The sequence below is a fragment of the Diaphorobacter sp. J5-51 genome, from assembly GCF_001023515.1.
Lineage (GTDB): Bacteria > Pseudomonadota > Gammaproteobacteria > Burkholderiales > Burkholderiaceae_C > Diaphorobacter > Diaphorobacter nitroreducens.
Map to the genome: position 1 here is coordinate 35872 of NZ_JSYI01000024.1, position 24776 is coordinate 60647.

Genomic DNA, 24776 nt, shown 5'->3' on the forward strand with positions numbered 1-24776 from the left:
AGCAACACGATGCGCATGCCTTCATTCGCCCGCCGTCATCCCTGGATCGGTCTGCTGATCGTGGCGACGACTGGGGTTGCCTCGTGGATGCTGCTGCGCGCGCCGCATCCGGCAACCGAGCCCATGTCCCTGGCCGCCGCCGGGTCCGAAGCGTCGAAACCGGCCGGCCCGCCCTGGCTGTATGGCCGTGCCGATGCGCGCTTCACGGTGGTCGGGTACGCCGACCTGGAGTGTCCGTACTGCCGGGCCTACTTCCCCGCGCTCAAGCGCTGGATCGACGCCCATCCCGAGGTGAACTGGCAGTGGCACCACCTGCCGCTGTCCATGCACGAGCCGGCCGCGACCGCCGGGGCACGCCTGGCCGAGTGCGCGGGCGAGACGGGCGGACATGCCACGTTCTGGCAGGCCGTGGTGTGGCTCTACTCGAATACCCGTGGCGACGGCCAGGGCCTGCCGGAGGGCCTGCGCTATCCCGACCTCACACCAACCATGCAGGGTTGTCTCGACAGCGATCGCCCCGATGCCGTCATCCGTGCCCAGGCGGCGGAAGCGGCACAGCAGGGCATCGCGGCGACGCCGGCCTTGCAACTGCGCGACCGCGAGTCCGGCAAGACCCTCCTGCTGCACGGTCCCGTCGAAGGCGATGCCTTGCTGTCGGCCATCGATCTGCTCGCCGCCGGCAGCACGACCGCAGCCGAACCCACCCATTCCCCAGACATGCCCGCCGGCGTTGCCGGTGACATGCCCAGGTAGCCATCGATCTTCAAGGCTGCGGCGCGGCTCGTCCGCGTTGATCGAAACCCGTTCGCATCGCATCCCTTGACGCGAACAGCCACCGCACCCGCGGTGGTGGATGCCCGCTCGTCACCTGTTCCATCCCCATCGTCCCCAGGAGGGTTTGCCCTCCAGGGGCAGGCGCCCTCCGATCTCATCCATTGGAGGTTCGCCATGTCTCTTGTCATCGCCGACTCCCGCCCGGAGTCGCTCACCCTGATCGCCGCCCAGCACGAAGACTGGATCATCCGGCAGGCCATCACCCTGTTGGAGAACCGCGTGTTCAAGGCCGGTCCGGCGCTGGGCAGTCCCGCCGCCGTGCGCGACTACCTGCGCCTGAAACTGGTCGCGGAGCCGAACGAAATCTTCGCCGTCGTGTTTCTCGACAGCCAGCACCAGGTGCTCGCCTTTGAGCCGCTGTTCCAGGGCACGGCCGACCAGACTTCGGTGTATCCGAGGGTGGTTGTCCAGCGTGCGCTGGCGCTCAACGCTTCGGCGCTGATCCTCTCGCATCAGCACCCCTCTGGGAACACCGAGCCCTCGGCCGCTGATCGTGCGATCACCGAGCGGCTGAAGAGCGCCCTGGCCACCGTCGATGTCCGGGTGCTGGATCACTTCATCGTCGGCAAGGGCAGCCCGTACTCGTTCGCCGAAGCCGGCTTGTTGTAGTCCGCACCGCAGGCGTCCCTTCCGGGGCGCCTGTGGACCTTTTACCTAGCATGGACGCGGGGCCGTCGCGTCCCAATGATGGACCACTGGGATCACCCCAGCTACTCAGGCGGTATTGCCTGCACGACGGAGCGCACCTTTTGCGATGCACTTCGCTTGACAATCTACATATAGTGTGTTGATCGTCAGTGGATTCCTATATATAGTGTTAGCACTCTCGGTGGTAAAGTGCTAATAGCAAAGCTGCCACTTATCCTGAACAAGGAGTACTCCGTGGCAGACGTGCATAAGGTTGTCTTTTACCCGGTCGGAAACGGGGACACCACCCAGATTGTCCTGTCTGGCGGCCGCCGAGTTCTCTTCGACTTTTGCCACCGCGATAGAGCCGAAGATACCGACACCCCGGAAATCGACCTGAAGTCCCGTCTCAAGGACGAACTGAAGGCAGTCGATCGCGACTACTTCGACGTGGTGGCTTTCACTCATGCGGACCTGGATCACATCCAAGGCAGCACCGACTTCTTCGAGCTTCAGCATGCCAAGAAGTACCAAGGCGAAGGCCGGATCAAGATTTGGGAGCTTTGGGTACCCGCCGCCATGCTGCTGGAGGAGGCCGACAAGGACCATCAGCAGGAAGAGTTTGTACTGCTCCGGCAAGAGGCGCGACACCGCCTACTGGAAGGCAAGGACATCCTTGTGTTCTCGAAGCCGAAGGCGCTCGCCGATTGGCTCGAACCTCGACTGAAAGAACGGGGAGAAGCGGCTTCGGCGCGCGATCATCTCTTCATAGACGCCGGCACAATTGTCCCCGGATTCTCGCTGGCCAGCGATGGGGTTGAGTTCTTCTGCCACTCGCCTTTCATCAAGCATTGTGACGAAGGAGACATCATCCGCAACCGCGCCTCGCTGGTGTTCAACGTACGTTTCCTGGCAGATGGCGCGTATTACGACTACCTAGAAGTGGGCGATGCCACCTGGGAGGAAATGGAAGACATCGTCCGCACGACGAGGTACCACAAGAACGATGATCGCCTCGCCTGGAATCTGTACAACATCCCGCACCATTGCAGCTATCTGGCACTCAACGAGGAAGGCCAGAAAGGCGACAAAGAGACTGAGCCGAAGCCGCTGGTCAAGGAACTGTTGCTCCAAGGGAAGCGCGACGCCTACATCGTCAGTTGCAGCAAGCCCATTCCAGACATCAAGGAGTCCTACGAGCAAGTGCAACCACCGCACATCCAAGCCCGCAACACCTACGAGCGCTACTTGAAGGAAGTCGACGGACGCAAGTTTCTGGTGACGATGGAGGAGCCGAACGCTAACAAGCCAGAACCGATCGTTTTCGAGATTGCCAGCGGCGGCGTTACCTGGAAGCGTTCAGCGTCCATCGGCGCGCCGGCCATCATCACCTCAACTCCGCCGCGCGCAGGCTGACGAGCTGGATGATGCCGGATGCGTACCACGAGCTCGCGAACGTCGTAGAGGTCAAGGACGCCAGCGAACTAACGATCCCCCGTGCGAAAGCGCTGTTTGGCGCGGTCCAGCGTCAGCGCGACTATTCGCTTGTCCAGATTCTCCGCCATCCCGTTGACGGCGATCCGACGCTCGAATGTCTCGTCGTGGAGGTCGAGTGTGACGACGTACCGCCGAAGAATCCGGTCGGCATCCGGTACCGTGAGCGCTTGGCGCTGTGCGTCCCCAATGACCCCAAGAGGCTGATCGAGGTGTTGGCGCTGCGTCAGGACTTCCCGATCCTGATGCATCAGAACCAAGGCGTACCCGGCACCCCTGCGAGCCTATGCCTGTATTTCGAGCCAGCCGGAGCGGTAATGCGCACCTGGACGCCCGAAGCATTCCTTCGTCGCATCCAGTGGTGGCTGGAGAAGAGCGCCCGAGGCGAGCTACACGCGGCGGACCAGCCGGTTGAGCATCTCTTCTTTGCCAGCAAGTACGAACTCGTTCTGCCGTGGAATCTGACCGAACTCCGCAAAGATCCCGCTCTGCGTTTCGCCATCGTTCTCCGGCATGAACGCCCTGACGGCGGTTTCACTTGCTTTCTGGAACCCATTGCGAAGACCGCCCCGCGTGTCAAGACGACCAAGCACATTGAACTGGCGCTGCCCCCAATCGTGCACGGCCTCGTCGAGCGTGATCCTGTGACGCTGGGGCAATTGGCGGATGTACTGGCACGACGCGAGGTAGACCTGATTGGTCCTCTACGGGAAGCGCTACAGGCTGACATCGATGAAGCAGGCACGACCGCCTCGGCTGACGACAAGGGCACGATCATCCTCTTGCATATCCCCATTCGCCGAAGCGTCGAAGCCGAGCCCGATGGCGTCGCGCATCGGGCATTCCTTGTACCGATTGGCGGCCTCGAACTCGGCATCGCCTGCGGTGCATTGTTTGTCCATGAAAAACGGTACTACAAGGACCTGCTGAACCAGCAACCAGCAACGGCATGGCGCGAGCAGCCCATCCTGCCCATGGCTGTCCTGACTCAAAACGACCGAACGGCGGCGATGCGTCAATCCGGCGTCACGGAAGAAGGGCCAGCGGGCGTATTGGTCGGCGCAGGCTCGCTCGGCAGCGCTCTGCTGAATCTATGGGGCCGCAGCGGCTGGGGACGTTGGACGGTTATCGACAAGGATCACATCAAGCCGCACAACCTCTCTCGGCACGGTGCCTACGCGCAACACATTGGCGAGACCAAGGCCACGGTAGTCGCAGGATTACATGCCGCCGCAATGGAAGGAGCGACCGAGATCGTCCCACTAGCGGCTGATGCCTGCGACTTTGCACAGGTGGATTTCGCACAGACGCTCGCCGGCGCCGCACTGGCCATCGACGCCTCGACCACACTTGAATACCCACGAGCGGCCAGCGCGGTCGATACCCTTCCGCGACATTTCTCCGTCTTCGTCACGCCGAACGGCAACGCTGCAGTGCTGCTTGCCGAGGATGCGAAGCGGATGCAACGGCTTCGCACACTGGAGGCGCAGTACTATCGCGCACTGATCCAGCAGGACTGGGGGAGAGTCCACCTCGACGGCCACGCGAGCACCTTCTGGAGCGGGGCGAGTTGCCGCGACATCTCACTCGTGATGCCTTACTCGCGCATCCTGGGCCAGGCAAGCACGCTGACGGAGCAGATCCAGGCCGCTGTGGCGCGCGAGGATGCCCTGATTCGGATCTGGCAACGCGATCCTGCGCGTGGCGGCGTCGAGGTGCATGATGTGCCAGCAGTGCCCGAGCGGCGTATCGCGCTGGGTGAGCTTGACCTCTATATCGACGACGGCGTCGAACAACAGTTGCGGGCTTTGCGCCAGCAAAGCTTTCCCAACGAAACCGGTGGCGTGCTGCTCGGGTACTACGATTTCAACATCAAGGCTGTTGTCATCGTCGCCGGTTTGCCAGCGCCCTCCGACAGCAAGGCCAGCCCCGACTCCTTCGAGCGTGGCGTCGCCGGACTTGCTGAAGCGGTCAAGGACGCCGCCAAGCGCACCGCGGGCATGGTCGGCTACGTCGGCGAATGGCATAGCCATCCGCCTGGCCACTCCGCATCTCCGAGCCGGCACGACCTCGTGCAACTCGTCCATCTGGCACTCGGCATGGCCGATGACGGCCTGCCGGCCGTTCAGCTCATCGTCGGAGAGCAAGACCTGCAAATCTTGCAAGGTGCGGTGCAGTGATATGCCAGGCGAGATGATCTTGAAGATATGGGACGTTGAACATGGCGCCTGCGCCATGCTCACACATCGCTCTGCCTACGGCGTGGAAGGGCGCCTGGCGATGATCGACTCGGGTGACAACAGCACCACAGGCTGGAAGCCGAGCACCTACATCAAGCACTACCTGAAGCGCAACGTTCTGGACTACCTGTTCGTGACGAATGCGGACCTCGACCACATCAGCGATCTGAACAACCTGTGGAAAGAAGGAATCACGGTATCCACGTTCTTCCGCAATCGCAGCGTGTCACCCGAAGTCATGAGGATCATCAAGGAGGCCAGCGGCGAACTGACCGAGGACATCGAACGATACTTGGACATTCATGCCGGCTACGTCTACCCCGTGGACGTCCCCTTCGATGAGAGTATGGGAGGCATCTCGGTGCGGACGTTTTGGAACTCGACGCCACCCTTTTACGACACGAACAACCTGAGCATGGTGGCATTCTTCAAGTACGGGCCATTCAAGATTCTGTTTCCCGGCGACCTCGAAGAAGACGGATGGCTGGCGCTGCTCGAACAGCCGGCAATTCGAGCTGAGCTCATCGACACGACCGTGCTCGTGGCATCCCACCACGGCCGAGAGAACGGCTACTGCCGGGCGCTATTCGACTACTGTCACCCGCGAGCGATCGTGATGTCCGACAAAGCAATCGTCCATGATACGCAGGGGATGACTCAGACCTATCGCCAGCGCGTCATCGATCACTGGCCGAACGGTGTTCTTGTCGCCACGACTGGAAAACAGCGCCGTGTGCTCACAACGCGACGCGATGGCTGGATTCAATTCAACGTCAACGATCGTGGCGATTTCACCATCTATACGGAGTGCTATGGATGAGGGACACCAAAGACTACGGCAGCAAGACACTCAAGGGCCGCAACCTCGCATGGCTGGTGGCGACGCTCATCCTGGACTTCCTCGTCCTTCTGGTCCTTGCCTTCCACACCGCGATCGAGGATCTGACGCCGACTCGACTAGCGGCCGTTCGCGCCAGCCTGACCGCACTGTTGCCGATCCCGGTGTTGATCTTCTCGTCGCTGATTTCGGCCGACCACAAGGCCATCCTCGTATTCTGGCGCTGCAAGCATCCGTTGCCGGGTTCGCGTGCCTTTTCCGTGCACGCGCCGGCGGATCACCGCATCGACCTGACGAAGCTGAAAAAGAACGTCGGCGAGTTCCCTGTGGGTGAACGCGACCAGAACGCGAAGTGGTATGGCCTCTACAAGCAGGTCGATTCAGACCCCTCGGTCGTGGACAGCCACAAGAACTATCTGCTGTTCCGCGACATTGCCGCTATGTCGCTGCTGCTCGTGCCCATAGTACCCGCGGTGATGTATTTCAGTGGGTTGGATACGCCTCGCATTCTGATTTCGACCGCTTGGTTCCTGGGTCAATATCTGGTCGCGGCATTCGCTGCGCGCACGACAGGCATCCGCTTCGTGCAGAACGTGCTGGCCGTGCATGCCAGCCGGAAAGTGACGAACTCGCGGAAGAAGGAGGCTGATGGATAGGTTCTGGCGCAGCCTCGTACTCAAGGTCCTCCAGATGGCAGCGTATTGATCTTGACGGGAGCTTCCAGCTTCCCCGTTTTTTTGCATCCTGAGCAGCCCATAACGCTCGCTGCTGTTGTCGCATCAAACCGGAGAGTGCCGATTCCGGTTTGACAGTCGCTTCCATCGCCCCCCTGGAGTCGACTACCCACCCTGATCGTTTTCACGGTGGCTCGACATGCCAGCTCCCATATCCAACCCATCTGTAGCGCAGTGGCGCCTGCTTGCGGCCGGACTCTTGGCTGTGCTGCTCGACCCCTCCGCCTGGGCCGCCGATGTGCTCGTCGTCACCGACAGCCGTCATCCGGTGCAGGCCCCGGCCGGCGTGCGGATCATCGAGCTGGACCAGGCCACGCGCATCGAGGTCGAACTCGCCGCGCACCTGCCGGCCGACCCGCAACAGGCCGCAGCCGTGGTGCGGCAGCGGTTGCATGGCGGCGGCGAGGCCCTTCAGCGCCGCATCGGCCACGCCTATCAAGGTGTCGCGGATGCCTGGGGACTGGGCATCGCCAAGATTCCCGCCGTGGTGGTCGATCGGCGCTACGTGGTCTACGGCGAGTCCGACGTGCCCCGTGCCGTCGCGCGCATCAACGCCTACCGGAGCACGCAGCCATGAGCCTCCTGCTGGCACGCCGGCGCCTGCGCGCCACCGCCGCCTCGTTGCTGCTGAGCGCGGCCACGTCGACGTTCGCCCTGGACACCGCCACCATCGTCTCGTCGGCGTTGTCCCCCGACTGCCTCGAATACCGCGTGGTCGGAATCTGCTACTGGCTGTACTGCACGCCCTTCGGCTGCTCGGTGCGCACTTCCGTCAAGGTGCGCCACTATGTCCCCGATGCGGTGGTGTCGAGTTACTCGAACACCGGCGAAAACCCGTGGCTGGAAGTCAGGGCGATGAGCATGCCCAACCCGACCGCCAAGGCTGGCGGTGACGGCACGACCAATCACGACAACGAGAACAACCTCGCCAAGTTCAAGAACGCGGATGTCATCGGCCATCCGGCCGGGATGGTGTTCAGCCAGTTCGCCAGGGCCTCCGGCTACACCTGCGAAGGCGCGGGCACGGCCTTCGTGCCGTATCTGCTGAGCACGCTCGACACGCTGGCTTGGCGCTACAACGTCCCGGAAGCGCTCTACCCCGAAGCGCTCATCCCCGGCCGGCGCGAAATCGGTACGCGCACCGGCCTGAACCTCTGGGGCAACGTGTATCCCCGCGGTGGCTTCCTGCACCAGACCGACGACCACAAGAGCGGCGCCGTGGTCGCGCAGCGCGCGGGCGACATTGTGACGCGCCGCAACCAGATTCACGTGTACCAGCCACTGCTGGCCAACGCCCGCGACGGGTACTGGCCGGCCGGCGCGTTGATGGAGACCGACGCCTCGACGGGCAAGTGGCAGGAGCTGACGCCCACGCTCTCGAACAGTTGCGTGGTCTTCCCGCACAGCCGCACCCGCGTGCAGGCCCAGCAGGGCGACTACGCCTGGGCCTTGTGGCGGCCGTACTCCTGCTGCCGGCGCCGTGGCCAGGTCTTCCTCGGCAGCGTCGATTTCATGTGAGGAACCCACGATGAACGCCTCCCTCCCTGACTTCCTGCACCGCGCGAAGTCGCCCCTGCGGGCCACGCTGCTCGTGGCGGCCATCACGCTGGTCGTCGGCGTCGCCTGGGCGCAGACCCGCATCGACCCCAATGGCGTGAACGTCAGCGGCAGCATGATCGGCGACGACGTGCTCTACAGCATCGGCGGCGGCCGGGCCGTGTCGATGGGTGGTGCCGGCAACATGCAGAGCATCGGCGTAGGCGTCGGCTGGAACAGCAACCTGATCTGCGGCGACATGAGTATCACCACGACACTGCAGAACCAGCTCAACGGCATCACCAACGGCTTCCAGACGATCATGAGCAACGTGATCCAGAACGCCACCAGCGCCGTGGCCTCGCTGCCGGCGCTGATCATCCAGCGCGCCGACCCGGGGCTCTACAACCTGCTGACCAACGGCATCCTCCAGGCGCGCCTGGACTTCGACCGCTCGAAGATGACCTGCCGGGCCATCGCCAATCGCATGGCGGATATGGCCGGCGGCCAGGCCGGCTGGGACCAGCTCGCCGAGGGGATGGCGCTGCGGGATGCGGTCAGCAGCACCGATGCCGTCTCCGCCATCGAGCAGGCCGAGTCCAACAAAGGAAACAACGGCGTGCCATGGGTTGGCGGCGGCAACGCGGGCGGCTCCGGTCAGAGTTCGATCAAGGTGGTCGGCGACGTGACGCGCGCGGGCTACAACCTGCTCAACGGGCGCAGCGCCACCGATACCTCGTCGATCGCGCGCAACGCCTGCGGCAACCGCCTGACCTGCCAAACCTGGTCCTCGCCCCAGGCGGCCGCGGACTGGGCGACCCGCGTGTTGGGCGAACGTGAGCAGCGCACCTGCGAAAACTGCACGAAGACCCAGACCACGCCTGGCGTCGGGCTCACGCCAATGATCCAGGAAGAGTACGAGACCAAGCTGCAGGCGCTGCAGGAACTGGTGACGGGCACCCGGCCGACGACGCTGGCCAATCTCGACGCGGCCGGCAGCAGCTCGCTGCCGATCACCCGCGGCGTGATCGAGGCCCTGCGTGACGAACCCGACCAGGACGTGCTGGGCAAGCGCCTGGCGTCGGAGGCGGCGCTGTCCAGCGTGCTGGAGAAGGCCCTGCTGCTGCAACGCACGTTGCTCACTGGCAAGAAGGAGCCGAACGTCGCCGCCAACGAACTGGCCGTGCAGGCGGTAGACCAGGAGAACAGCGCGCTGGAGCAGGAGATCAACAACCTCAAGACCGAACTGGAGCTGCGGCGCACGCTGGCCGGCAACTCGGCGATGGCGATCATCCAGCGCCACAGCACCCGCGCTGCCGGTTCGCGCGGCGTCTTCGAGGGCGACACCACGCGCGACCGTCTGCGGGAAGTCCAGAGGCCGCGGAGCGGTACGCCATGAGCCGGCTGGCCTGGCTGCGGCTGCCATGGCTGTTCAACCGCCGCGTCGGTGTGGCGCTGCTGTGGACCTTGCTCGTGGTCGCCGCCGCGGTCGCGGTGAACATCGCCGGCATCTACGTGGTCGGCGGCGTCGAGGGCTGGCAGCACTGGCTGCAGGCGCACGCCGGCCACTTCTTCGTGTGGCGGCTGTGCCTCTACGGAGCGACGGCTTACGGCTGGTGGTGGATGCGTCGGCGCCTGTTGCGGCGGGAGCCGTCCCGCGAGACGCATCCGCGCNATCGCGGCCGTGATCTCCGTGGTCGCGCTGGAAGCCAGCCAACTGCTGCGGCACGGCTGAGACCGGGAGGCAGGCATGACGCTCTACACCACGGACTACCTGGAGTATTACCTGACCCTGGTAGCTTGGGTGGTCAACAACGGCATCTGGAGCATTCTCGTGGCCAGCGGCGTGTTCGCGCTGCCGTTCGTGGCCATCGTGATCCAGGAGTGGCTCAAGGCCCGCAGCGAAGGTGCGGACGAAGGCAACAAGGGCGTGCTGTCGTCGATGCGCATCGAGAACCGGGTGTGGGTGGCGATCGTGGTCATCATGTTCGCCGGCATCCCGTTCATCCCGGTGGATCTCGCCACGATCAGGTTCGACACCACGCGCTCCGCGCAATGCCAGGTCAGTGTCCCGCTGCCCAACGACACGGGCTGGTCCAACGTCTACACGGCGCTCAACGACCAGAGCGCGCTGGTGCCGGTGTGGTGGTTCTTCATGCACGCGCTGTCGAAAGCCGTGACGGGCTCCGCGGTGGCGGCGATTCCCTGCGGCACGGACCTGCGTCAGATTCGCATGGATGTGGATGCCACGCGCATCGACGATCCAGTGCTGGCACAGGAGGTCGCCGACTTCACGCACGACTGCTACGGGCCGTCGCGCGCCAAGCTGTTCATGAACCGGCCGACGCTCTCCGACGAGCAGATGAACGACGTCACCTGGATCGGGTCGAGTTACTTCCTCGACACGCCCGGCTTCTATGACACCTATCGCGCCAGGACCCCACGCACGGCCTGGCCCTACGACGCGACCCGCGATGCGGGGCTGGCACAGGTGGACAGCGGCGGCGGCTATCCGTCCTGCCGGCAGTGGTGGGCCGATGGCGGCCAGGGACTGCGCAGCCGGCTGCTGGCACAGGTCGACCCGGACCTGCTGACCCGCATCGGGCGCTGGGTGGGCTTCCTGTCGCAGAGCGAGGTCAATGACTCGGTGATCCGCGCCGTCGTCTCACCGCGGCAGCAGAAGATGAACCAGGGCGCCGTCTACACCGATTACGGCGGCCAGATCGACAAGACGCTGCCGAACATCGTCACGCGCGGCGCGAGCGACCTGGGGCTGACCGTCGGCTCGCTGGGCTTCTTTCCGGCGATGGACGTGGTGCGCCAGGCGCTGCCGATGGTGCTGACGATGCTCAAGATGGCGCTCGTCATCTGCATCCCGCTGGTGCTGCTGATCGGCACCTACGACCTGAAGACGGTGGTGACGGTGAGCTGCGTCCAGTTCGCGCTGTTCTTCGTGGACTTCTGGTTCCAGCTCGCGCGCTGGATCGACAGCACGATCCTGGACGCGCTCTACGGCTGGGGGTTTGGCGCCGACAGGCCGCACACGAACTTCGATCCGCTGATCGGCTTGAACAACGCCTTTGGCGACATGCTGCTCAACTTCGTCATGGCGATGATGTTCATCGTGCTGCCGACGTTTTGGGTCATGGCATTGGCTTGGGCAGGCGTTCGCACGGGAAATATCGTGCAGGGGTTGTCCACCGCCACCTCGGACGCCAAGGGCGCTGGGGGGCGTGGCGCTGGTATGGCAATGAGCGCCGTATCGAAGAAGTGACCGCCGTTCAGTCGTCGTCGGTCACATGCGGGTCGATGCGCCAGTCGCTCTTGTCATAAAGCCCGAAGCCGTTGGGGCCTTCCCTCCACTCGGGTTGCGGTTCCTCTTGATCAGAGTCGTCGTGCTGCACGAGCCATGCAGCAGTCACCGCAAAGGCAAGCAGCAGGGCCAGCCAGAACGCGGAGTAGAGCAGCGCACCGAGCACGGCGAGCTTGACGATCCAGAGCACCGCCGTCGCCGCGCCCGCGGGCACCCCGCGCGTCACCAGCCAGCCGGCGACACGCTGCTCGCGGCGCAGGTATCCACGCCAGGCACGGCCAGCCCCCCGGCCCAGCCGGTGGCTCCAGCGCCCGTTGTGCGTGTTGGTGGTCATGCTCATATGCCTCGGCTTCAGTGGTGCCTCACCTCGCGGAGCGGCCGGTCGTGGCCTGCCCTCCAGCATAGACCGCGATCAGGAGGGCGGGTTGCGGCCGGCAGAGCTGGGTTGGCTCGGGTTGCAGGTCGATTAGATTCTGCACTATAAATCAAACCTTATGCTACTTTCCATGCACGTTCCTGCGATAGCTCTAGGGGCTGATTGGATTCCGTGCTATTTTTATAGCATGGATGGAAATTCTAGGCACCAGGTAATCAAGCGGCTGCAGGCGGGACTTCCCCGCGGGGCGCCGTTCGACCTTGCCACCCTGAGCCAGTTCGGGGTGTCGCCCCAGCTCGCCGCCCACTATGCCGACGGCGGGTGGCTCGTGCGCCTGGCCCATGGCGTCTATGCCTTCCCGAACGATGAATTCGGGGTCTACGGTGCGCTGAAGTTCCTGCAACAGCGCGTGCCCGGCCTGCACGTCGGCGGCAAGAGCGCCCTGGCCCTGCAGGGTGTGCGGCACAACCTGGGCAGCCGGGAGGCGCTGGTGCTGTGGGGCGACGGTCGTTTCGTGTTGCCGGCCTGGTTCACCTCGCGCTTTCCGGCCCGCTACGTCCACGCCCGCCTGTTCGACTGGCCGGACACGGCGCTGGCCAGCAAGACCCTGACCACGCCGCCTGGCCTGCCCGAGGATCTGCGGGTGGCTGCCTCCGAGCGTGCCGTTCTGGAGCTGCTGTACGAAGCCGGCGTCAAGCAGAGCCTCGAAGAGGCTCGCAACATCTTCGATGGACTGCGTTCCCCCCGCAAGGACTTGCTCGGACAACTGCTGTCCTGCTGCGCCAGCGTGAAGGCCGTGCGCCTGTTCCTCACCTGGGCGCGCGAGATCAGCCTCGTGGATGTCGGTGCCCTGCTGGAGCAGTACCCGGTTCGCACCGGCAGCAACACGCGCTGGATGAGCCGGCTCGATGACGGCACCTTGCTGAGCCTGAGACCTCATGGATAAGACCTACGCGGACACCGTTCGCCTGCTGCTGGCCGTCGCGCCCGACGTGTTCGCCAACGACATCTTCGCCATGAAGGGCGGCACGGCCATCAACCTCTTCGTGCGGGACATGCCGCGCCTGTCGGTGGACATCGACGTGGTATACCTCCCGTGGCAGACGCCGCGCGACGAAGCGCTGCAAGCCATCAACCAGGAGCTGGCCGCCATCGCCGCGCGCCTTGCACCGCTGGGCGTGCAGACACGCCTGGTTCGCGCCAAGGACCTGGGGGACACCAAGCTGATCGTCGAGAACGATGCCAGCCAGGTGAAGATCGAGGTCAACGTCGTGTTCCGAGGCAGCGTGCTGCCCGTCGAGCGGCGGCCGCTGAGCGCCAAGACCAGCGATCTGTTCGGCGTCGAGTTCGAGCTGCCGGTTCTGGCACCGGACGAGCTGTACGCCAGCAAGCTGGTGGCCGCGCTGGATCGGCAGCACCCCCGCGACCTGTTCGACGTGTGGCAGCTCTACGAATCGGGCGACATCAGCGACGGCATGGTCGAGTGCTTCGTGATCTATCTGGCGGGCCACAACCGGCCGCCCCACGAAGTGCTGTTCGGCAACGACAAGGACATCGCCGGCGAGTACGAGCGGGCCTTTGTCGGCATGACCGAAGTGGACTGCTCCCTGGAGACACTGCTCGATGCTCGCGCCAGGATGCGGCGCGAGCTGCCACAGCGACTGAGCACCGCGCACAAGCAGTTTCTGAGCGGGCTGGCGCGCGCAGAACCGGACTGGTCGCTGGTGCGGTGCCAGCACGCCGCGCAACTGCCGGCACTGCGCTGGAAGCTCGCCAATCTCGAAACCTTCCGCAAGCGCCGTCCCGACGACTTCGCAGCGCAATCCGCCGCCCTCGACACCGGCTTGGGCCAGAGCTGACGAGCGTCCCGCAGCGCCCCACTTGCCGGGATTGCCCCATGCCGCATTCATCGTGGCGCCCGCGCAGCAGCGGCCCTATACCCAAAGGCTTCCGATAAAGGCCAAAGGGCTGGGAAGGGGCAAAGGAAGGGCGCCAAGGGGAAAGGCTCTATCCTGAAAAGGCCAAAAGGCGCCCCGAGCAGCCCGTCATCCGGGGTTCGCCATGCTCTCGCTGTTCCAGCGCAAAAGGGTGCCACCCACCGCCGGCACGCCGCCCACCTCCGCCATCGAAACTCCGAAAGGGTCGATGCGGCCGGAGTCGGCCGCATCGCTGCTGGCCACGCCGCGCCGGCAGAAACTGCTGGAACACATCTGGCAGCGCACATCGCTCTCGCGCCGGCAGTTCGCCACGCTCTACCTCGCCCCGCTGGAGCGCTACGCCGAGCTGGTCCAGCAGTTCCCGGCTTCCGAGAACCACCACCACGCCTATCCGGGCGGCATGCTGGACCACGGCCTGGAGATCGTCGTCTATGCGCTGAAGCTGCGGCAGTCATACCTGCTGCCTGCGGGCGTCACGCCGGAGGCACAGGCGGCCCAGGCCGAAGCCTGGACCGCAGGCACGGCCTACGCGGCCCTGCTGCACGACATCGGCAAGATTGCCGTCGATCTGCACGTCGAACATGCCGACGGCAGCGTCTGGCATCCCTGGCACGGCCCGCTGCGAAAGCCCTACCGCTTCCGTTACCGAAAGGAGCGCGAGTACCGCCTGCACAGCGCCGCCACCGGGCTGCTCTACGCGCGCCTTCTCGATCGGGACATCTTCGACTGGCTCAGCGGCTATCCCGACCTCTGGGCCGCGCTGCTGTACGTGCTGGCCGGCCAGTACGAGCACGCTGGCACGCTCGGCGAACTGGTCGTGCAGGCCGACCAGGCATCGGTCGCCCAGGAACTCGGCGGCGATCCCAGCAAGGCGCTGGCGGCGCCCAAGCATGCGCTGCAACGCAAATTGCTCGACGGCTTGCGCTACCTGCTCAAGGAAGAATTCAAGTTGAACCAAGCCGGTCCGGCGGACGGTTGGCTGACCCAAGACGCTCTGTGGCTGGTGAGCAAGACCGTCTCCGACAAGCTGCGCGCACATCTGCTGTCGCAGGGCATCGACGGCATCCCGGCGAGCAATACGGCGGTGTTCAACGTGCTGCAGGATCACGGCATCGTGCAACCGACGCCGGATGGCAAGGCGATCTGGAAGGCTACCGTCACCAGCGACGCCGGCTGGTCGCATGCCTTCACCTTCCTGAAACTCTCGCCGGCCATGATCTGGGATGCCGCCGACCGGCTGGCGCCGTTCGCAGGCCGTGTGCAGGTCGAAGAGGAACAGGCGGAGCCGCCGCCGCTAGCGCCGGCGGTGGCCGATGGGCCGCGCGTGGAAGGCACCGAAGCTGCACCCGCGAGCACGGCGCCGATCGCATCCATAGCCACAGACACCGGCGTGGCCGCGCTGCTCGATCTGCTGGGCGACACCGCTCCACCCACAGCATCGGAGACCCCGACTTGCCCTGTTGCCGAGGCCGAGCCGGCCCCTTCGACCGTGCCCACGCCAGGAATGAGCCTCGCGCCTTCCCAGGATCGCGCGGAGCCCTCCGGGGCGCACTTCATGGCCTGGCTGCGCCAGAGCATCCAGACGCGCAAGCTCATCATCAACGACGCCAAGGCCCTGGTGCATACCGTCGCCGGTACGACCTACCTCGTCAGCCCCGGCGTGTTCCAGCGCTACGCGCAGGAGTACCTTCAAGTCGCCGCGCTGGCCAAGCAGGAGAAGCTGGAGGGGTGGCAGTGGGTACAGAAGCGCTTCGAGAAGATGGGACAGCACCGCAAGCAGCCGAGCGGGCTGAACATCTGGACCTGCGAAGTCACGGGGCCGCGCAAGTCGCGCCGGCTGCACGGCTACCTGCTCGTCAGCCCGGATGCGCTGTTCCAGGAGACGCCGCCAGACAACCCATACCTGCGGCTCCTCAACGAGGCCGCAAAGCGCGATGATTCAGCCCTTGGGGGCAAGGACGACGATCAGGCGTAGGCATGCGACCGCTGTGCGGGCCGGCTTCAATCCGCGGATGGGGCCGACTCTGCCAGCTTGGCTTCGGTCAGAGTCATCAAGTGGGCGGAACTGCATTTCAGCGCACGGGCGATCTTGAGGATGAGAGGGAGCGTGGGGACATGCTCGCCGCGCTCGATCTTGCCCATGTGCGACCGTTCGATGCCGGCCATGTGGGCCAGCGTTTCCTGAGCGATACCCTGGTTGGTTCTTTCTTCCCGCACGGCAGCCCCAAACGCGATGGCTGGTTCCGCTTCGTAGGTAGTGGTGCCGGTGGGGCGGCCCCTTTGGATCGAACGCTTTGGCATTGCCAAGAGCGTCGAACACGGTCACGATTTAAACCACGTTAAACTTAACTCATTCAACGGATTCGAGATCAGTTGCCACGAGTTCACCGCCTGGGGGGAGCTGGACGTGGAATCGAGTGACATCACCGCCGAAATTCGCATGGCCGTCCTCGGCGAATGGGTGCCTCCCCAGCTCGCCGACGTGCTCGCCCTGCAGCGTGCCGAAGAGCCGGAGACTCATGCCGTCCTGGCCGGCTGGACAGATCCCGGTCGAGGCGCGGAGCTGCCGGGCGACGGCTTCGACTTCGCCTTGTCTGCGGTTGCCCGGCAGTGGCCTGGCTGGGTATGCGAGCCGCTGTGGCATGACACGCTGGCGGTCGCCGTGGCCAAGCGCTCCCACCTGCTGGCCTACCGTGAAGTGCCGTGCCAGGAAGTGCTCAAGCAGCCGTTGATCTGCTCGCAGTCCACGGCCGATGAACCATGGCGCATGACCGTGCAGCGCGTGTTCGAGAACGCGCTGCAGGAGCGGGAGCAAACGGTGGAGACATTCGATGTGGTGATGACGCTGGTTGCCGCCGGGTACGGGATCACCATTGCGCCCGCCGCGAGACTGGCGAGCTACCTACGCCGAGGCATCGCCATGCGGCCGCTGGCCGGCGCACCAACGATCGTGATGGCTTACCTGCTCCGTCGCGAGGCTTCCTTGTCGGACACCCAGGCAAGATTCGCCCGCCGCGCGCGCTTGGTGTCCTGACGGACGCGCGGGGATCGCGGTTTCGCCACGATCCCGCATTCCTGCTGCTAGGCGACCCCGACTCGCGGCGGGGTCCATTCGCTCTCCTTCACGGCTGTGCTCACTGCCATGACGAGCTTGTCGAGGTTGCCGGCCGTCACGCCCTCCAGTGCCGAACGCCCCCGCAGCATCGAGCGCGGTTGCAGCAGTGCATGGTAGATCTGCCAGGGGTCCGCACCCCTGGTCAGCTTCAGGACGGACTGGATCAGCTCGTGCTTGAGTGGGTCGAGGTGCCAGTCCGGCACGCGCTGGCCGCGGTTGCCTACGTTCAACGCCAGCAAGTTGCCCGCCTTGATCTCGTAGCTGATCCACCTGCGGGACTTGCCCGCCATCTTGGCAAACGCCGCGACGGGAAGGTTGTGCGGCGCTTCGAAGACATCGAACAGTTCCATCCTCTCGCGCTGAATGTCCGAAGGCACCAGCGGCGCGGCTGATCGAGGGATCGGAACCGCCGGCAGCCGATGTGCGGCGGCAGAAACCAACGGCATGGCGTCACCCGGCTTCGTCACCAGCAGGATTGGCGAAGCGCTAACCGGCGTGGAGGGTGCATTTGCGGTTTGCTCACTCGGGAATGCGGGCACGCCTTCCAGATGCACGGTGAGTGGCATGCTGGCCGCCTCGACCTGGTTCTGCTCGAAGAGGTCGAGCCGATCGGCCCAGTCCTGCATCATGCGGCGACGCTGCTCCACGTACTCGGCATGGTTGTAGGTCGCGCTGACCTTGTTGGGATCGACATGCGAGAGCTGTGCATCCACCCAGACCTTCGGGTAGCCGATCTCGTTGAGCGCAGTGGACATCGTGCCGCGGATGCCGTGCCCAGTCAGGCGTTCCTGATAGCCCATGCGCTTGAGGGCACCATTGAGGGTGTTCTCGCTGATGCGCTTCTTCAAGTCGCTGTCGTGCCGGAACAGGTGGCGCTGGGCCGGCTTGAACTCATCCAGCAGGTGCCGGACGATCTCCATGGCCTGAATCGACAGCGGCACGATGTAGGGCGGGATGTCCTTCGCCTGCTGCCGCTTCTTGCGCATATCCAACTGGAGTTGCTTCACGACGTCGGGCGGGATGATCCACAGCCCACGGTCCAGATCGAATTGATCCGGCGTCGCCTGTCGCAGCTCTCCGGTTCGCACGCCGGTCAGCAGCAATAGCCGCAGCCCGAGCTGGGTCTGCCGCCTGCCGCGATAGCTGCGTAGCCGCTGCAACAGCTTCGGCAGCTCGGCCATGCGCAGGAACGGGTTGTGATTGACGGGTGGCAGTGGCAGCGCCACCACATCGAGATCGGAGGCGGGGTTCTGTTCCAGGCCCGGCACGATCACCAGCGCGTAGCGGAACAGTTGGTTGAACCACGTCCTGACTTTCTCGGCGACGGAGAGCGCCTTGCGCTTCTCGATCTTGGCGATCACCTCCAAGAGGTCGGGACGCTTGATCTCATAGACCGACCGCTTGCCCAAGGCGGGCAGCACATCCTTGTCGAAGATGCGCGGAAGTATCGAGAGGGTCGTCTGCCGGCCTTCCTTGAGGCTGAGCCCGCGATGCTTGAGCCACTTGCGATACACCGCCTCGAAGGTGTTTTCGTCGGCGAGCCGGACAGCAGTGCGCTTCTGCTTGCGGTGAACGCGAGGATTGGTGCCTTTGGCTAGCAGGGCGCGCGCTTCGTCGCGTAGGCTGCGGGCCTCGCGAAGCGTCACCTCCGGGTAGGTGCCGAGCGACATCCGCTTCTGCTTGCCCGCCCAGTAGTAGCGGAAGTGCCAAGTCCTGCCCCCTGCAGCCGTGACGGCCAGGGAGAGGCCATCCAAGTCAGGGAGGGTGTATGCCTTGCCTGTTGCCTTGGCCTGTCGAACGGCCAGGTCTGAGAGTGCCATGCTCTTGCTCCTGAACATGAGTCAGGAACCAGATGCTGGTCACGTCGACCTCGCCCCTCCATCAACAATCCGGAATCAGCTGCGCCCGCAAAAATGGACTTGTTTGTGGACTTAAAAGTCCCGGCTGTAGGCGGATCGCAGTGGACCACGGCAGAACGTCAAAGAGAGGAAAAGTCCTTGTGCGGCAACGACTTGCAGACTCTCTTGGACTTCTGCGGAAGTCCGCAGAATGATGCAGTGGAGCGGGCGATGGGAATCGAACCCACGTCTTGAGCTTGGGAAGCTCAGGTCCTACCATTGAACGACGCCCGCGAAGTCGGTGGATTCTAGCGCACTGCCGCGTGCTTTCCGGGCAACCGTGCGTTCTGCGCCGGCCGACGACCAGCCTGTCCTGCCGGTGCATAGGTTCGTGGACATTTCTGGCCATCGGGCAATAGGAGCAAGCGCTGGCAGCTACGAAAAAAGAAGCAAAAGTGCTCTCTACTTCTGGATATCGCCCACGCAGAGGTATTTGATCTCCACATAGTCGTCCATGCCGTAGTGGGAGCCCTCGCGCCCCAGGCCCGACTGCTTGACGCCGCCGAAGGGCACATGCTCGGTCGCGAGAATGCCGACGTTCACACCCACCATGCCATATTCCAGCGCCTCGCCCACTCGGAAGATGCGGCCCACGTCGCGGCTGTAGAAGTAGCTGGCCAGGCCGAACTCGGTGGCGTTGGCGGCAGCGATGGCTTCCTGCTCGGTCTCGAACCTGAAGACCGGCGCCAGCGGGCCGAAGGTTTCCTCGCGCGCGCACAGCATTCCAGCGGTGGCGTTGGCCAGCACCGTGGGCTCAAAGAACTGGCCCGCGCCCAGTTCCGCCAGGTGCTTTCCGCCCGTCACGACGCTGGCGCCCTTGGCGATGGCGTCGTCCAGGTGGCGCTGTACCTTGTCCACCGCGGCGGGTTCGATCAGCGGGCCCTGGTTCACGCCGTCCTCGAAGCCATTGCCGACCTTCGCGGTTTTTACGCGAGCGGCAAACTTGGCGACGAAGGCGTCGTACACCCCCGCCTGCACGTAGAAGCGGTTGGTGCACACGCAGGTCTGCCCGGCATTGCGGTATTTGCTGGCAAAGGCGCCTTCCACGGCGGAGTCGAGGTCGGCATCGTCGAACACGATGAACGGCGCATTGCCGCCCAGCTCCAGGCTCAGCTTCTTCACCGTGGGCGCGCACTGGGCCATGAGGATGCGCCCGACCTCCGTCGAGCCGGTGAACGACAGGTGGCGCACGACGTCGCTTGCGCACAGCACCTTGCCGATGGCGATGGAGTTCTCCGCATCGGCCGTCAGCACGCTCAGCACGCCTGCGGGAATGCCCGCGCGCAACGCCAGCTCGGCCGCGGCGAGGGCGGTGAGGGGGGTGAGCTCGGCCGGCTTGATGACCACCGGACAGCCCGCCGCGAGCGCCGGCGCCACCTTGCGCGTGATCATCGCCAAGGGGAAGTTCCACGGTGTGATCGCCGCGCACACGCCGATGGGCTGCTTGAGCACCAAAAGGCGGCGGTTGTTGTCGAACTGCGGCAGGGTCTCGCCGTTCACGCGCTTGGCCTCCTCGGCAAACCACTCGACGAAGCTTGCGCCATAGGCCACCTCGCCCTTGGCCTCGGGCAGTGGCTTGCCTTGCTCCGCCGTCATGAGCCGGCCCAGGTCGTCCTGGTGCTGCATGAGCAGGTCAAACCACTGGCGCAGGATGGTGCTGCGCTCCTTGGCGGTCTTGGCCTTCCATGCGGGCCATGCTTCGTTGGCGGCGGCGATGGCCAGCTCGGCTTCCTTGGCCCCCAGGTTGGCCACATCGGCCAACTTCAGGCCCGTGGCCGGGTCGTGCACGGCAAAGCGTGCGCCGCCTGCGAACCACTGGCCTCCCAGCAGGGCGTCGGTCTTGAGCAGGCTCGGATCCTTGAGCAGGGAAAGGGGTGATGTCTTCATGTCCATGGGGTGGCTCCTGGAAGGCCGCGGCGGGCAAGGCAAAGGGGCAGGATAGCGCCGTGCGTGCGCAAGGGTGAAATCTATAATGGCAGGTTGGTCACGACGGGATGCCTTGCGCTGCCATACCCGCCCACGAACCCCATACACACCATGAGCACACCGACTTTCTCCGTTGCAGACATTCGCAAGACCTTCCTGGACTTCTTCGCCGCCAAGGGGCATACCGTGGTGGCGTCCAGTCCGCTGGTGCCGGGCAACGACCCCACGCTGATGTTCACCAACTCGGGCATGGTGCAGTTCAAGGATGTGTTCCTGGGTACGGACAAGCGCCCCTATGTGCGCGCCACATCGGTGCAGACCTGCCTGCGCGCCGGCGGCAAGCACAACGACCTGGAGAACGTGGGCTACACCGCGCGCCACCACACGTTCTTCGAGATGCTGGGCAACTGGAGCTTTGGCGACTACTTCAAGCGCGAGTCGCTCAAGTGGGCCTGGGAGCTGCTGACCGAGGTCTACAAGCTGCCTCCCGAGCGCTTGCTGGCCACGGTCTACGCCGAGGACGACGAGGCCTACGACATCTGGACCAAAGAAATCGGCCTGCCGCCCGAGCGGGTGATCCGCATCGGTGACAACAAGGGCGGCCGCTACAAGAGCGACAACTTCTGGATGATGGCCGACACCGGCCCCTGCGGCCCGTGCTCGGAGATCTTCTACGACCACGGCGAGCACATTGCCGGCGGCCCCCCCGGCAGCCCGGATGAGGACGGCGACCGCTTCATCGAAATCTGGAACAACGTGTTCATGCAGTTCGACATGGACGAGCAAGGCAACGTCAAGCCGCTGCCCGCACCCTGCGTGGACACCGGCATGGGCCTGGAGCGCCTGGCCGCCATCCTGCAGCACGTGCACAGCAACTACGAGATCGACTTGTTCGACGCGCTGATCAAGGCCGCGGCGCGCGAAACAGGCACAAGCGACCTGACCAACCCGTCGCTCAAGGTCATCGCCGACCACATCCGCGCCACCGCCTTCCTGGTCGCCGACGGTGTCATCCCCAGCAACGAGGGCCGCGGCTACGTGCAGCGCCGCATCGTGCGCCGCGCCATTCGCCACGGCTACAAGCTGGGTCGCAAGACGCCGTTCTTCCACAAGCTGGTGCAAGACCTGGTGCAGCAGATGGGCGATGCCTACCCCAAGATCCGCGAGCAACAGGCGCGCATCACGGATGTGCTGCGGGTGGAAGAGGAACGCTTCTTCGAGACCCTGGCGCACGGCATGGAGATTCTGGACAGCGCTTTGGCTGGCGGCGCCAAGACGCTGCCGGGCGACGTGGCGTTCAAGCTGCACGACACCTATGGCTTCCCGCTGGACCTGACGAATGACGTGTGCCGCGAACGGGGCGTCAACGTGGACGAAGCGGGCTTTGCCACCGCCATGGAACACCAGAAGAGCACTGCCCGCGCCGCAGGCAAGTTCAAGATGGACCGCGCGCTGGAATACACCGGCGCGGCCAACCAGTTCACGGGTTACGAGCAACTGGCCGAAAGTGCCAAGATCGTCGCGCTGTACGTGGACGGCACCAGCACCGCAGCCCTGCACGCGGGCCAGAGCGGCGTGGTGGTGCTGGACCGCACGCCGTTCTATGCCGAAAGCGGCGGCCAGGTGGGCGACCAAGGCACCATCGGCGCTGGCTCGGCGTGCTTCACCGTGGCCGACACGCAGAAAATCAAGGCCGACGTCTACGGCCACCACGGCATCCTGGAAGCCGGCACGCTGAATGTGGGCGACACGGTGCAGGCGCAGGTGGACCTGCAACTGCGCGCGGCCACCATGCGCAACCACTCGGTCACCCACCTCATGCACAAGGCGCTGCGCGAGGTGCTGGGCGACCATGTGCAGCAAAAGGGCAGCCTGGTGAACGCCGAGCGCACGCGCTTTGACTTCGCGCACAACGCGCCGCTGACGGCCGCGCAGATTCGCGAGATCGAACGCCTGGTGAATGCCGAGGTGCTGGCCAATACCGACACCAACGCGCGCCTGATGGACATCGAAAGCGCGCAGAAAACGGGCGCCATGATGCTGTTCGGCGAGAAGTACGGCGAGACCGTGCGTGTGCTGGACATCGGCACCAGCCGCGAGCTGTGCGGCGGCACGCACGTGCGCCGCACGGGCGACATCGGCCTGTTCAAGGTGGTGGCTGAGGGCGGCGTGGCCGCGGGCGTGCGCCGCATCGAGGCGGTGACCGGCGAGAACGCGCTGGCCTACCTGCAGTCGCTGGAGTCCACGGTGGACCAGGCTGCAGCCGCCCTGAAGGCGCCCCCCGCGGAGCTGACCGCCCGCATTGGCGGTGCGCTCGACCAGATCAAGACGCTCGAGAAGGAACTGGCTGCACTCAAGGGCAAGCTGGCTTCCAGCCAGGGCGACGAGCTGGCCGGCCAGGCCGTGGACGTCAAGGGCATCAAGGTGCTGGCGGCCCGGCTGGAAGGCGCGGACGCCAAGACCCTGCGCGAGACCATGGACAAGCTCAAGGACAAGCTCAAGACGGCGGCCATCGTGCTGGCGGCCGTCGATGGCGACAAGGTGCAGCTGGCGGCTGGCGTGACGGCCGACAGCATCGGCCGTGTCAAGGCCGGGGATCTGGTGAACTTCGTGGCGGCCCAAGTGGGTGGCAAAGGGGGCGGAAAACCCGACATGGCCATGGCCGGCGGCACCAACGCGGCGGCGCTGCCGCAGGCGCTGGCAGCCGTGCAGGGCTGGGTGGGCGAGCGCATCTGACGGCGGCCTGGGCCCCCAGACGGGGGCCGGGCGCAATTGCGGACATGTTGCACCCGCGTGGGCGGTGGTGGCCTGCGCCGCGGTTACACCTGACCCACGGGGCTAGGCAAAAGACGGCAGGCGCAGCACCGTCTGCCGGCAAATGGGCTAGAACAGCTCCACTTCGTCGTGCGCCACCTTGATCTGCAAGGCGCCACTGTTGACCAGATCTTCATAGAAGCAGACCTGGTTGCGTCCATGTTCCTTGGCATAGTAGAGCGCCTGGTCCGCGCGCCCCAGGATCTCCACCGGCGAGCCCTGTTGCGTGGCCGCGAAGCCGATGCTCACGGTGATGTGTCCGATCTGCGGGAACACATGCGTCTGCACGGCCGCGCGCAACCGCTCCAGCGCCTGGCGCGCCTGCGCCAGCGTGAGGGAACGCAGCAGCACCACGAACTCCTCTCCGCCGAAGCGGAAGATGCTGTCCTGGCTCTGGAACAGGGTGCGCAGGCGGTTGGCCACCAGGATCAGCACCTCATCGCCATAGAGGTGTCCAAAGCGGTCATTGACCGACTTGAAATGGTCGATGTCGATCACCGCCAGCCATTGGCGCACGGTGTCTTCGCCCTCGCCTGGGCTGGCGGGTGCGCCGGTCTGTCGTGAGAACTGCTCCTCGAAGGTCTTGCGGTTCAGCAGCCCGGTGAGCGCGTCCCGCTCGCTGTAATCCAGCAGGCTCTGGTAGTTTTGGTAGACCAGAAACACGCCCATGATCACGTCGCGCTGGTGCCGCGTGAAGCGGCGGGACTGGGTGATTTCCAGGCACGCCGTGGGGCGCCCGCCCAGCCACATGGGCAGCCAGAGCGTGTGGCGCTGCTCGGAGGCACGCGCGGCGCTCTCGCCCTGGGTGGCGATGCAGTGGGCCAGTTCAGGCTCTTGCGCCAGCGGAATGCGCTGGGGATCTGAAGCAGCGTCGTACTCACTGGAGACTAACTGCCCTTCGTGGCTCCAGCTGCGCGGGCGCAGCATCAGGACTTCGTCCTGCGTGAACAGCTCCAGCGCCCGCACCTGCACGATATGGCCCAGCTTGAGCAGCGTGGACAGCACCGAGACCTCCAGGCGCAAGTGGTCCCGGTGGGCGGTCATTTCGGCCAGGTTCTGGAGGATGGGCTTCATCGGGAAACGGGAATAGACGC

The 24776-nt window shown here is 64.9% G+C and carries 20 protein-coding genes, 1 tRNA gene and 1 pseudogene; 16 read left to right on the top strand and 6 right to left on the bottom strand.

Annotation, left to right across the window (positions count from 1 at the left end; genetic code table 11):
• The first annotated feature begins 9 nt into the window (after window positions 1–9).
• From OX89_RS03220 to OX89_RS03265, 11 genes and pseudogenes are all read left to right on the top strand, one after another.
• Window positions 10–753: a thioredoxin domain-containing protein gene (locus OX89_RS03220; protein ID WP_047349538.1), complete on the top strand. Its 744-nt coding sequence runs from the start codon at window positions 10–12 to the stop codon at window positions 751–753.
• A gap of 195 nt (window positions 754–948) precedes the next feature.
• Window positions 949–1443: a DNA repair protein RadC gene (radC, locus tag OX89_RS03225; protein WP_047349539.1), complete on the top strand. Its 495-nt coding sequence runs from the start codon at window positions 949–951 to the stop codon at window positions 1441–1443.
• Window positions 1444–1716: 273 nt separating this feature from the next.
• On the top strand, window positions 1717–2877 hold the full coding sequence (locus tag OX89_RS03230) for a hypothetical protein (protein ID WP_047349571.1): 1161 nt from the start codon (window positions 1717–1719) through the stop codon (window positions 2875–2877).
• 11 nt (window positions 2878–2888) lie between these two features.
• On the top strand, window positions 2889–5135 hold the full coding sequence (locus OX89_RS03235; protein WP_047349572.1) for a Mov34/MPN/PAD-1 family protein: 2247 nt from the start codon (window positions 2889–2891) through the stop codon (window positions 5133–5135).
• 13 nt (window positions 5136–5148) lie between these two features.
• Window positions 5149–6015 (top strand): ComEC/Rec2 family competence protein, encoded by an 867-nt coding sequence (locus OX89_RS03240; protein ID WP_234305487.1) that lies wholly within the window; start codon window positions 5149–5151, stop codon window positions 6013–6015.
• A complete protein-coding gene (locus OX89_RS03245; protein WP_047349541.1) occupies window positions 6012–6689 on the top strand; it encodes a hypothetical protein in 678 nt (225 codons plus the stop codon). Before OX89_RS03240 ends, OX89_RS03245 begins: the two co-directional genes overlap by 4 nt.
• Before the next feature lie 217 nt (window positions 6690–6906).
• Window positions 6907–7344, top strand: coding sequence for a TIGR03757 family integrating conjugative element protein (locus OX89_RS03250; protein WP_047349542.1), 438 nt, complete (start codon window positions 6907–6909; stop codon window positions 7342–7344).
• Window positions 7341–8285: a TIGR03756 family integrating conjugative element protein gene (locus OX89_RS03255; protein ID WP_012584729.1), complete on the top strand. Its 945-nt coding sequence runs from the start codon at window positions 7341–7343 to the stop codon at window positions 8283–8285. Before OX89_RS03250 ends, OX89_RS03255 begins: the two co-directional genes overlap by 4 nt.
• Before the next feature lie 10 nt (window positions 8286–8295).
• The gene (locus OX89_RS03260; RefSeq protein ID WP_047349543.1) at window positions 8296–9702 is read left to right on the top strand and encodes an integrating conjugative element protein; all 1407 of its coding nucleotides are present in this window, start codon (window positions 8296–8298) and stop codon (window positions 9700–9702) included.
• A pseudogene (locus tag OX89_RS17940) lies at window positions 9699–9977 on the top strand (hypothetical protein); the annotation flags it as partial. The gene OX89_RS03260 and the pseudogene OX89_RS17940, both read left to right, overlap by 4 nt.
• A 76-nt stretch (window positions 9978–10053) precedes the next feature.
• Window positions 10054–11577, top strand: coding sequence for a conjugal transfer protein TraG N-terminal domain-containing protein (locus OX89_RS03265; protein ID WP_023115033.1), 1524 nt, complete (start codon window positions 10054–10056; stop codon window positions 11575–11577).
• A gap of 7 nt (window positions 11578–11584) precedes the next feature.
• On the opposite strand, the gene OX89_RS03270 is transcribed toward OX89_RS03265, so the two are convergent.
• On the bottom strand, window positions 11585–11956 hold the full coding sequence (locus OX89_RS03270) for a DUF3742 family protein (protein WP_008906272.1): 372 nt from the start codon (window positions 11954–11956) through the stop codon (window positions 11585–11587).
• A gap of 223 nt (window positions 11957–12179) precedes the next feature.
• Here OX89_RS03270 and OX89_RS03275 point away from each other — a divergent pair, with 223 nt between their 5' ends.
• The 3 genes from OX89_RS03275 to mobH all read left to right on the top strand — a co-directional run bounded on the left by OX89_RS03275 (window position 12180) and on the right by mobH (window position 15904).
• Complete coding sequence (locus OX89_RS03275) at window positions 12180–12938, top strand: type IV toxin-antitoxin system AbiEi family antitoxin domain-containing protein (RefSeq protein ID WP_047349544.1); 759 nt, start codon at window positions 12180–12182, stop codon at window positions 12936–12938.
• Entirely contained in the window at window positions 12931–13851 is a 921-nt protein-coding gene (locus tag OX89_RS03280; protein ID WP_021248620.1) for a nucleotidyl transferase AbiEii/AbiGii toxin family protein, read from the top strand. Before OX89_RS03275 ends, OX89_RS03280 begins: the two co-directional genes overlap by 8 nt.
• Before the next feature lie 202 nt (window positions 13852–14053).
• Entirely contained in the window at window positions 14054–15904 is a 1851-nt protein-coding gene (mobH, locus tag OX89_RS03285; protein ID WP_047349545.1) for a MobH family relaxase, read from the top strand.
• A gap of 26 nt (window positions 15905–15930) precedes the next feature.
• Here mobH and OX89_RS03290 read toward each other — a convergent pair whose 3' ends face one another.
• Window positions 15931–16230 carry a helix-turn-helix domain-containing protein gene (locus tag OX89_RS03290; protein ID WP_003282197.1) on the bottom strand — a complete coding sequence of 100 codons (300 nt, stop codon included), beginning with the start codon at window positions 16228–16230 and terminating at the stop codon, window positions 15931–15933.
• Window positions 16231–16336: 106 nt separating this feature from the next.
• Here OX89_RS03290 and OX89_RS03295 point away from each other — a divergent pair, with 106 nt between their 5' ends.
• Complete coding sequence (locus tag OX89_RS03295; RefSeq protein ID WP_031640195.1) at window positions 16337–16963, top strand: LysR substrate-binding domain-containing protein; 627 nt, start codon at window positions 16337–16339, stop codon at window positions 16961–16963.
• A gap of 47 nt (window positions 16964–17010) precedes the next feature.
• On the opposite strand, the gene OX89_RS03300 is transcribed toward OX89_RS03295, so the two are convergent.
• From OX89_RS03300 to OX89_RS03310, 3 genes are all read right to left on the bottom strand, one after another.
• Entirely contained in the window at window positions 17011–18864 is a 1854-nt protein-coding gene (locus OX89_RS03300) for an integrase arm-type DNA-binding domain-containing protein (RefSeq protein WP_047349546.1), read from the bottom strand.
• Window positions 18865–19102: 238 nt separating this feature from the next.
• Window positions 19103–19176, bottom strand: a tRNA-Gly gene (locus tag OX89_RS03305).
• Between the two features lie 168 nt (window positions 19177–19344).
• Window positions 19345–20835, bottom strand: coding sequence for an NAD-dependent succinate-semialdehyde dehydrogenase (locus OX89_RS03310; RefSeq protein ID WP_047349547.1), 1491 nt, complete (start codon window positions 20833–20835; stop codon window positions 19345–19347).
• A gap of 144 nt (window positions 20836–20979) precedes the next feature.
• On the opposite strand from OX89_RS03310, the gene alaS reads away from it, so the two are divergent.
• Window positions 20980–23604, top strand: a complete 2625-nt coding sequence (alaS, locus tag OX89_RS03315) for an alanine--tRNA ligase (protein WP_047349548.1) — start codon at window positions 20980–20982, stop codon at window positions 23602–23604.
• 147 nt (window positions 23605–23751) lie between these two features.
• On the opposite strand, the gene OX89_RS03320 is transcribed toward alaS, so the two are convergent.
• Window positions 23752–24756, bottom strand: coding sequence for a GGDEF domain-containing protein (locus OX89_RS03320; RefSeq protein ID WP_047349549.1), 1005 nt, complete (start codon window positions 24754–24756; stop codon window positions 23752–23754).
• Between the last annotated feature and the right edge of the window lie 20 nt (window positions 24757–24776).

Excerpts from the sequence above, each read along its gene's own strand:
- OX89_RS03220 (WP_047349538.1), top strand. The coding sequence starts at position 10 with ATGCGCATGCCTTCATTCGCCCGCCGTCATCCCTGGATCGGTCTGCTG.
- radC (WP_047349539.1), top strand. The coding sequence starts at position 949 with ATGTCTCTTGTCATCGCCGACTCCCGCCCGGAGTCGCTCACCCTGATC.
- OX89_RS03235 (WP_047349572.1), top strand. The coding sequence starts at position 2,889 with ATGCCGGATGCGTACCACGAGCTCGCGAACGTCGTAGAGGTCAAGGAC.
- OX89_RS03240 (WP_234305487.1), top strand. The coding sequence starts at position 5,149 with ATGATCTTGAAGATATGGGACGTTGAACATGGCGCCTGCGCCATGCTC.
- OX89_RS03245 (WP_047349541.1), top strand. The coding sequence starts at position 6,012 with ATGAGGGACACCAAAGACTACGGCAGCAAGACACTCAAGGGCCGCAAC.
- OX89_RS03250 (WP_047349542.1), top strand. The coding sequence starts at position 6,907 with ATGCCAGCTCCCATATCCAACCCATCTGTAGCGCAGTGGCGCCTGCTT.
- OX89_RS03255 (WP_012584729.1), top strand. The coding sequence starts at position 7,341 with ATGAGCCTCCTGCTGGCACGCCGGCGCCTGCGCGCCACCGCCGCCTCG.
- OX89_RS03260 (WP_047349543.1), top strand. The coding sequence starts at position 8,296 with ATGAACGCCTCCCTCCCTGACTTCCTGCACCGCGCGAAGTCGCCCCTG.
- OX89_RS03265 (WP_023115033.1), top strand. The coding sequence starts at position 10,054 with ATGACGCTCTACACCACGGACTACCTGGAGTATTACCTGACCCTGGTA.
- OX89_RS03270 (WP_008906272.1), bottom strand. The coding sequence starts at position 11,956 with ATGAGCATGACCACCAACACGCACAACGGGCGCTGGAGCCACCGGCTG.
- OX89_RS03275 (WP_047349544.1), top strand. The coding sequence starts at position 12,180 with ATGGATGGAAATTCTAGGCACCAGGTAATCAAGCGGCTGCAGGCGGGA.
- OX89_RS03280 (WP_021248620.1), top strand. The coding sequence starts at position 12,931 with ATGGATAAGACCTACGCGGACACCGTTCGCCTGCTGCTGGCCGTCGCG.
- mobH (WP_047349545.1), top strand. The coding sequence starts at position 14,054 with ATGCTCTCGCTGTTCCAGCGCAAAAGGGTGCCACCCACCGCCGGCACG.
- OX89_RS03290 (WP_003282197.1), bottom strand. The coding sequence starts at position 16,230 with ATGCCAAAGCGTTCGATCCAAAGGGGCCGCCCCACCGGCACCACTACC.
- OX89_RS03300 (WP_047349546.1), bottom strand. The coding sequence starts at position 18,864 with ATGGCACTCTCAGACCTGGCCGTTCGACAGGCCAAGGCAACAGGCAAG.
- OX89_RS03310 (WP_047349547.1), bottom strand. The coding sequence starts at position 20,835 with ATGGACATGAAGACATCACCCCTTTCCCTGCTCAAGGATCCGAGCCTG.
- alaS (WP_047349548.1), top strand. The coding sequence starts at position 20,980 with ATGAGCACACCGACTTTCTCCGTTGCAGACATTCGCAAGACCTTCCTG.
- OX89_RS03320 (WP_047349549.1), bottom strand. The coding sequence starts at position 24,756 with ATGAAGCCCATCCTCCAGAACCTGGCCGAAATGACCGCCCACCGGGAC.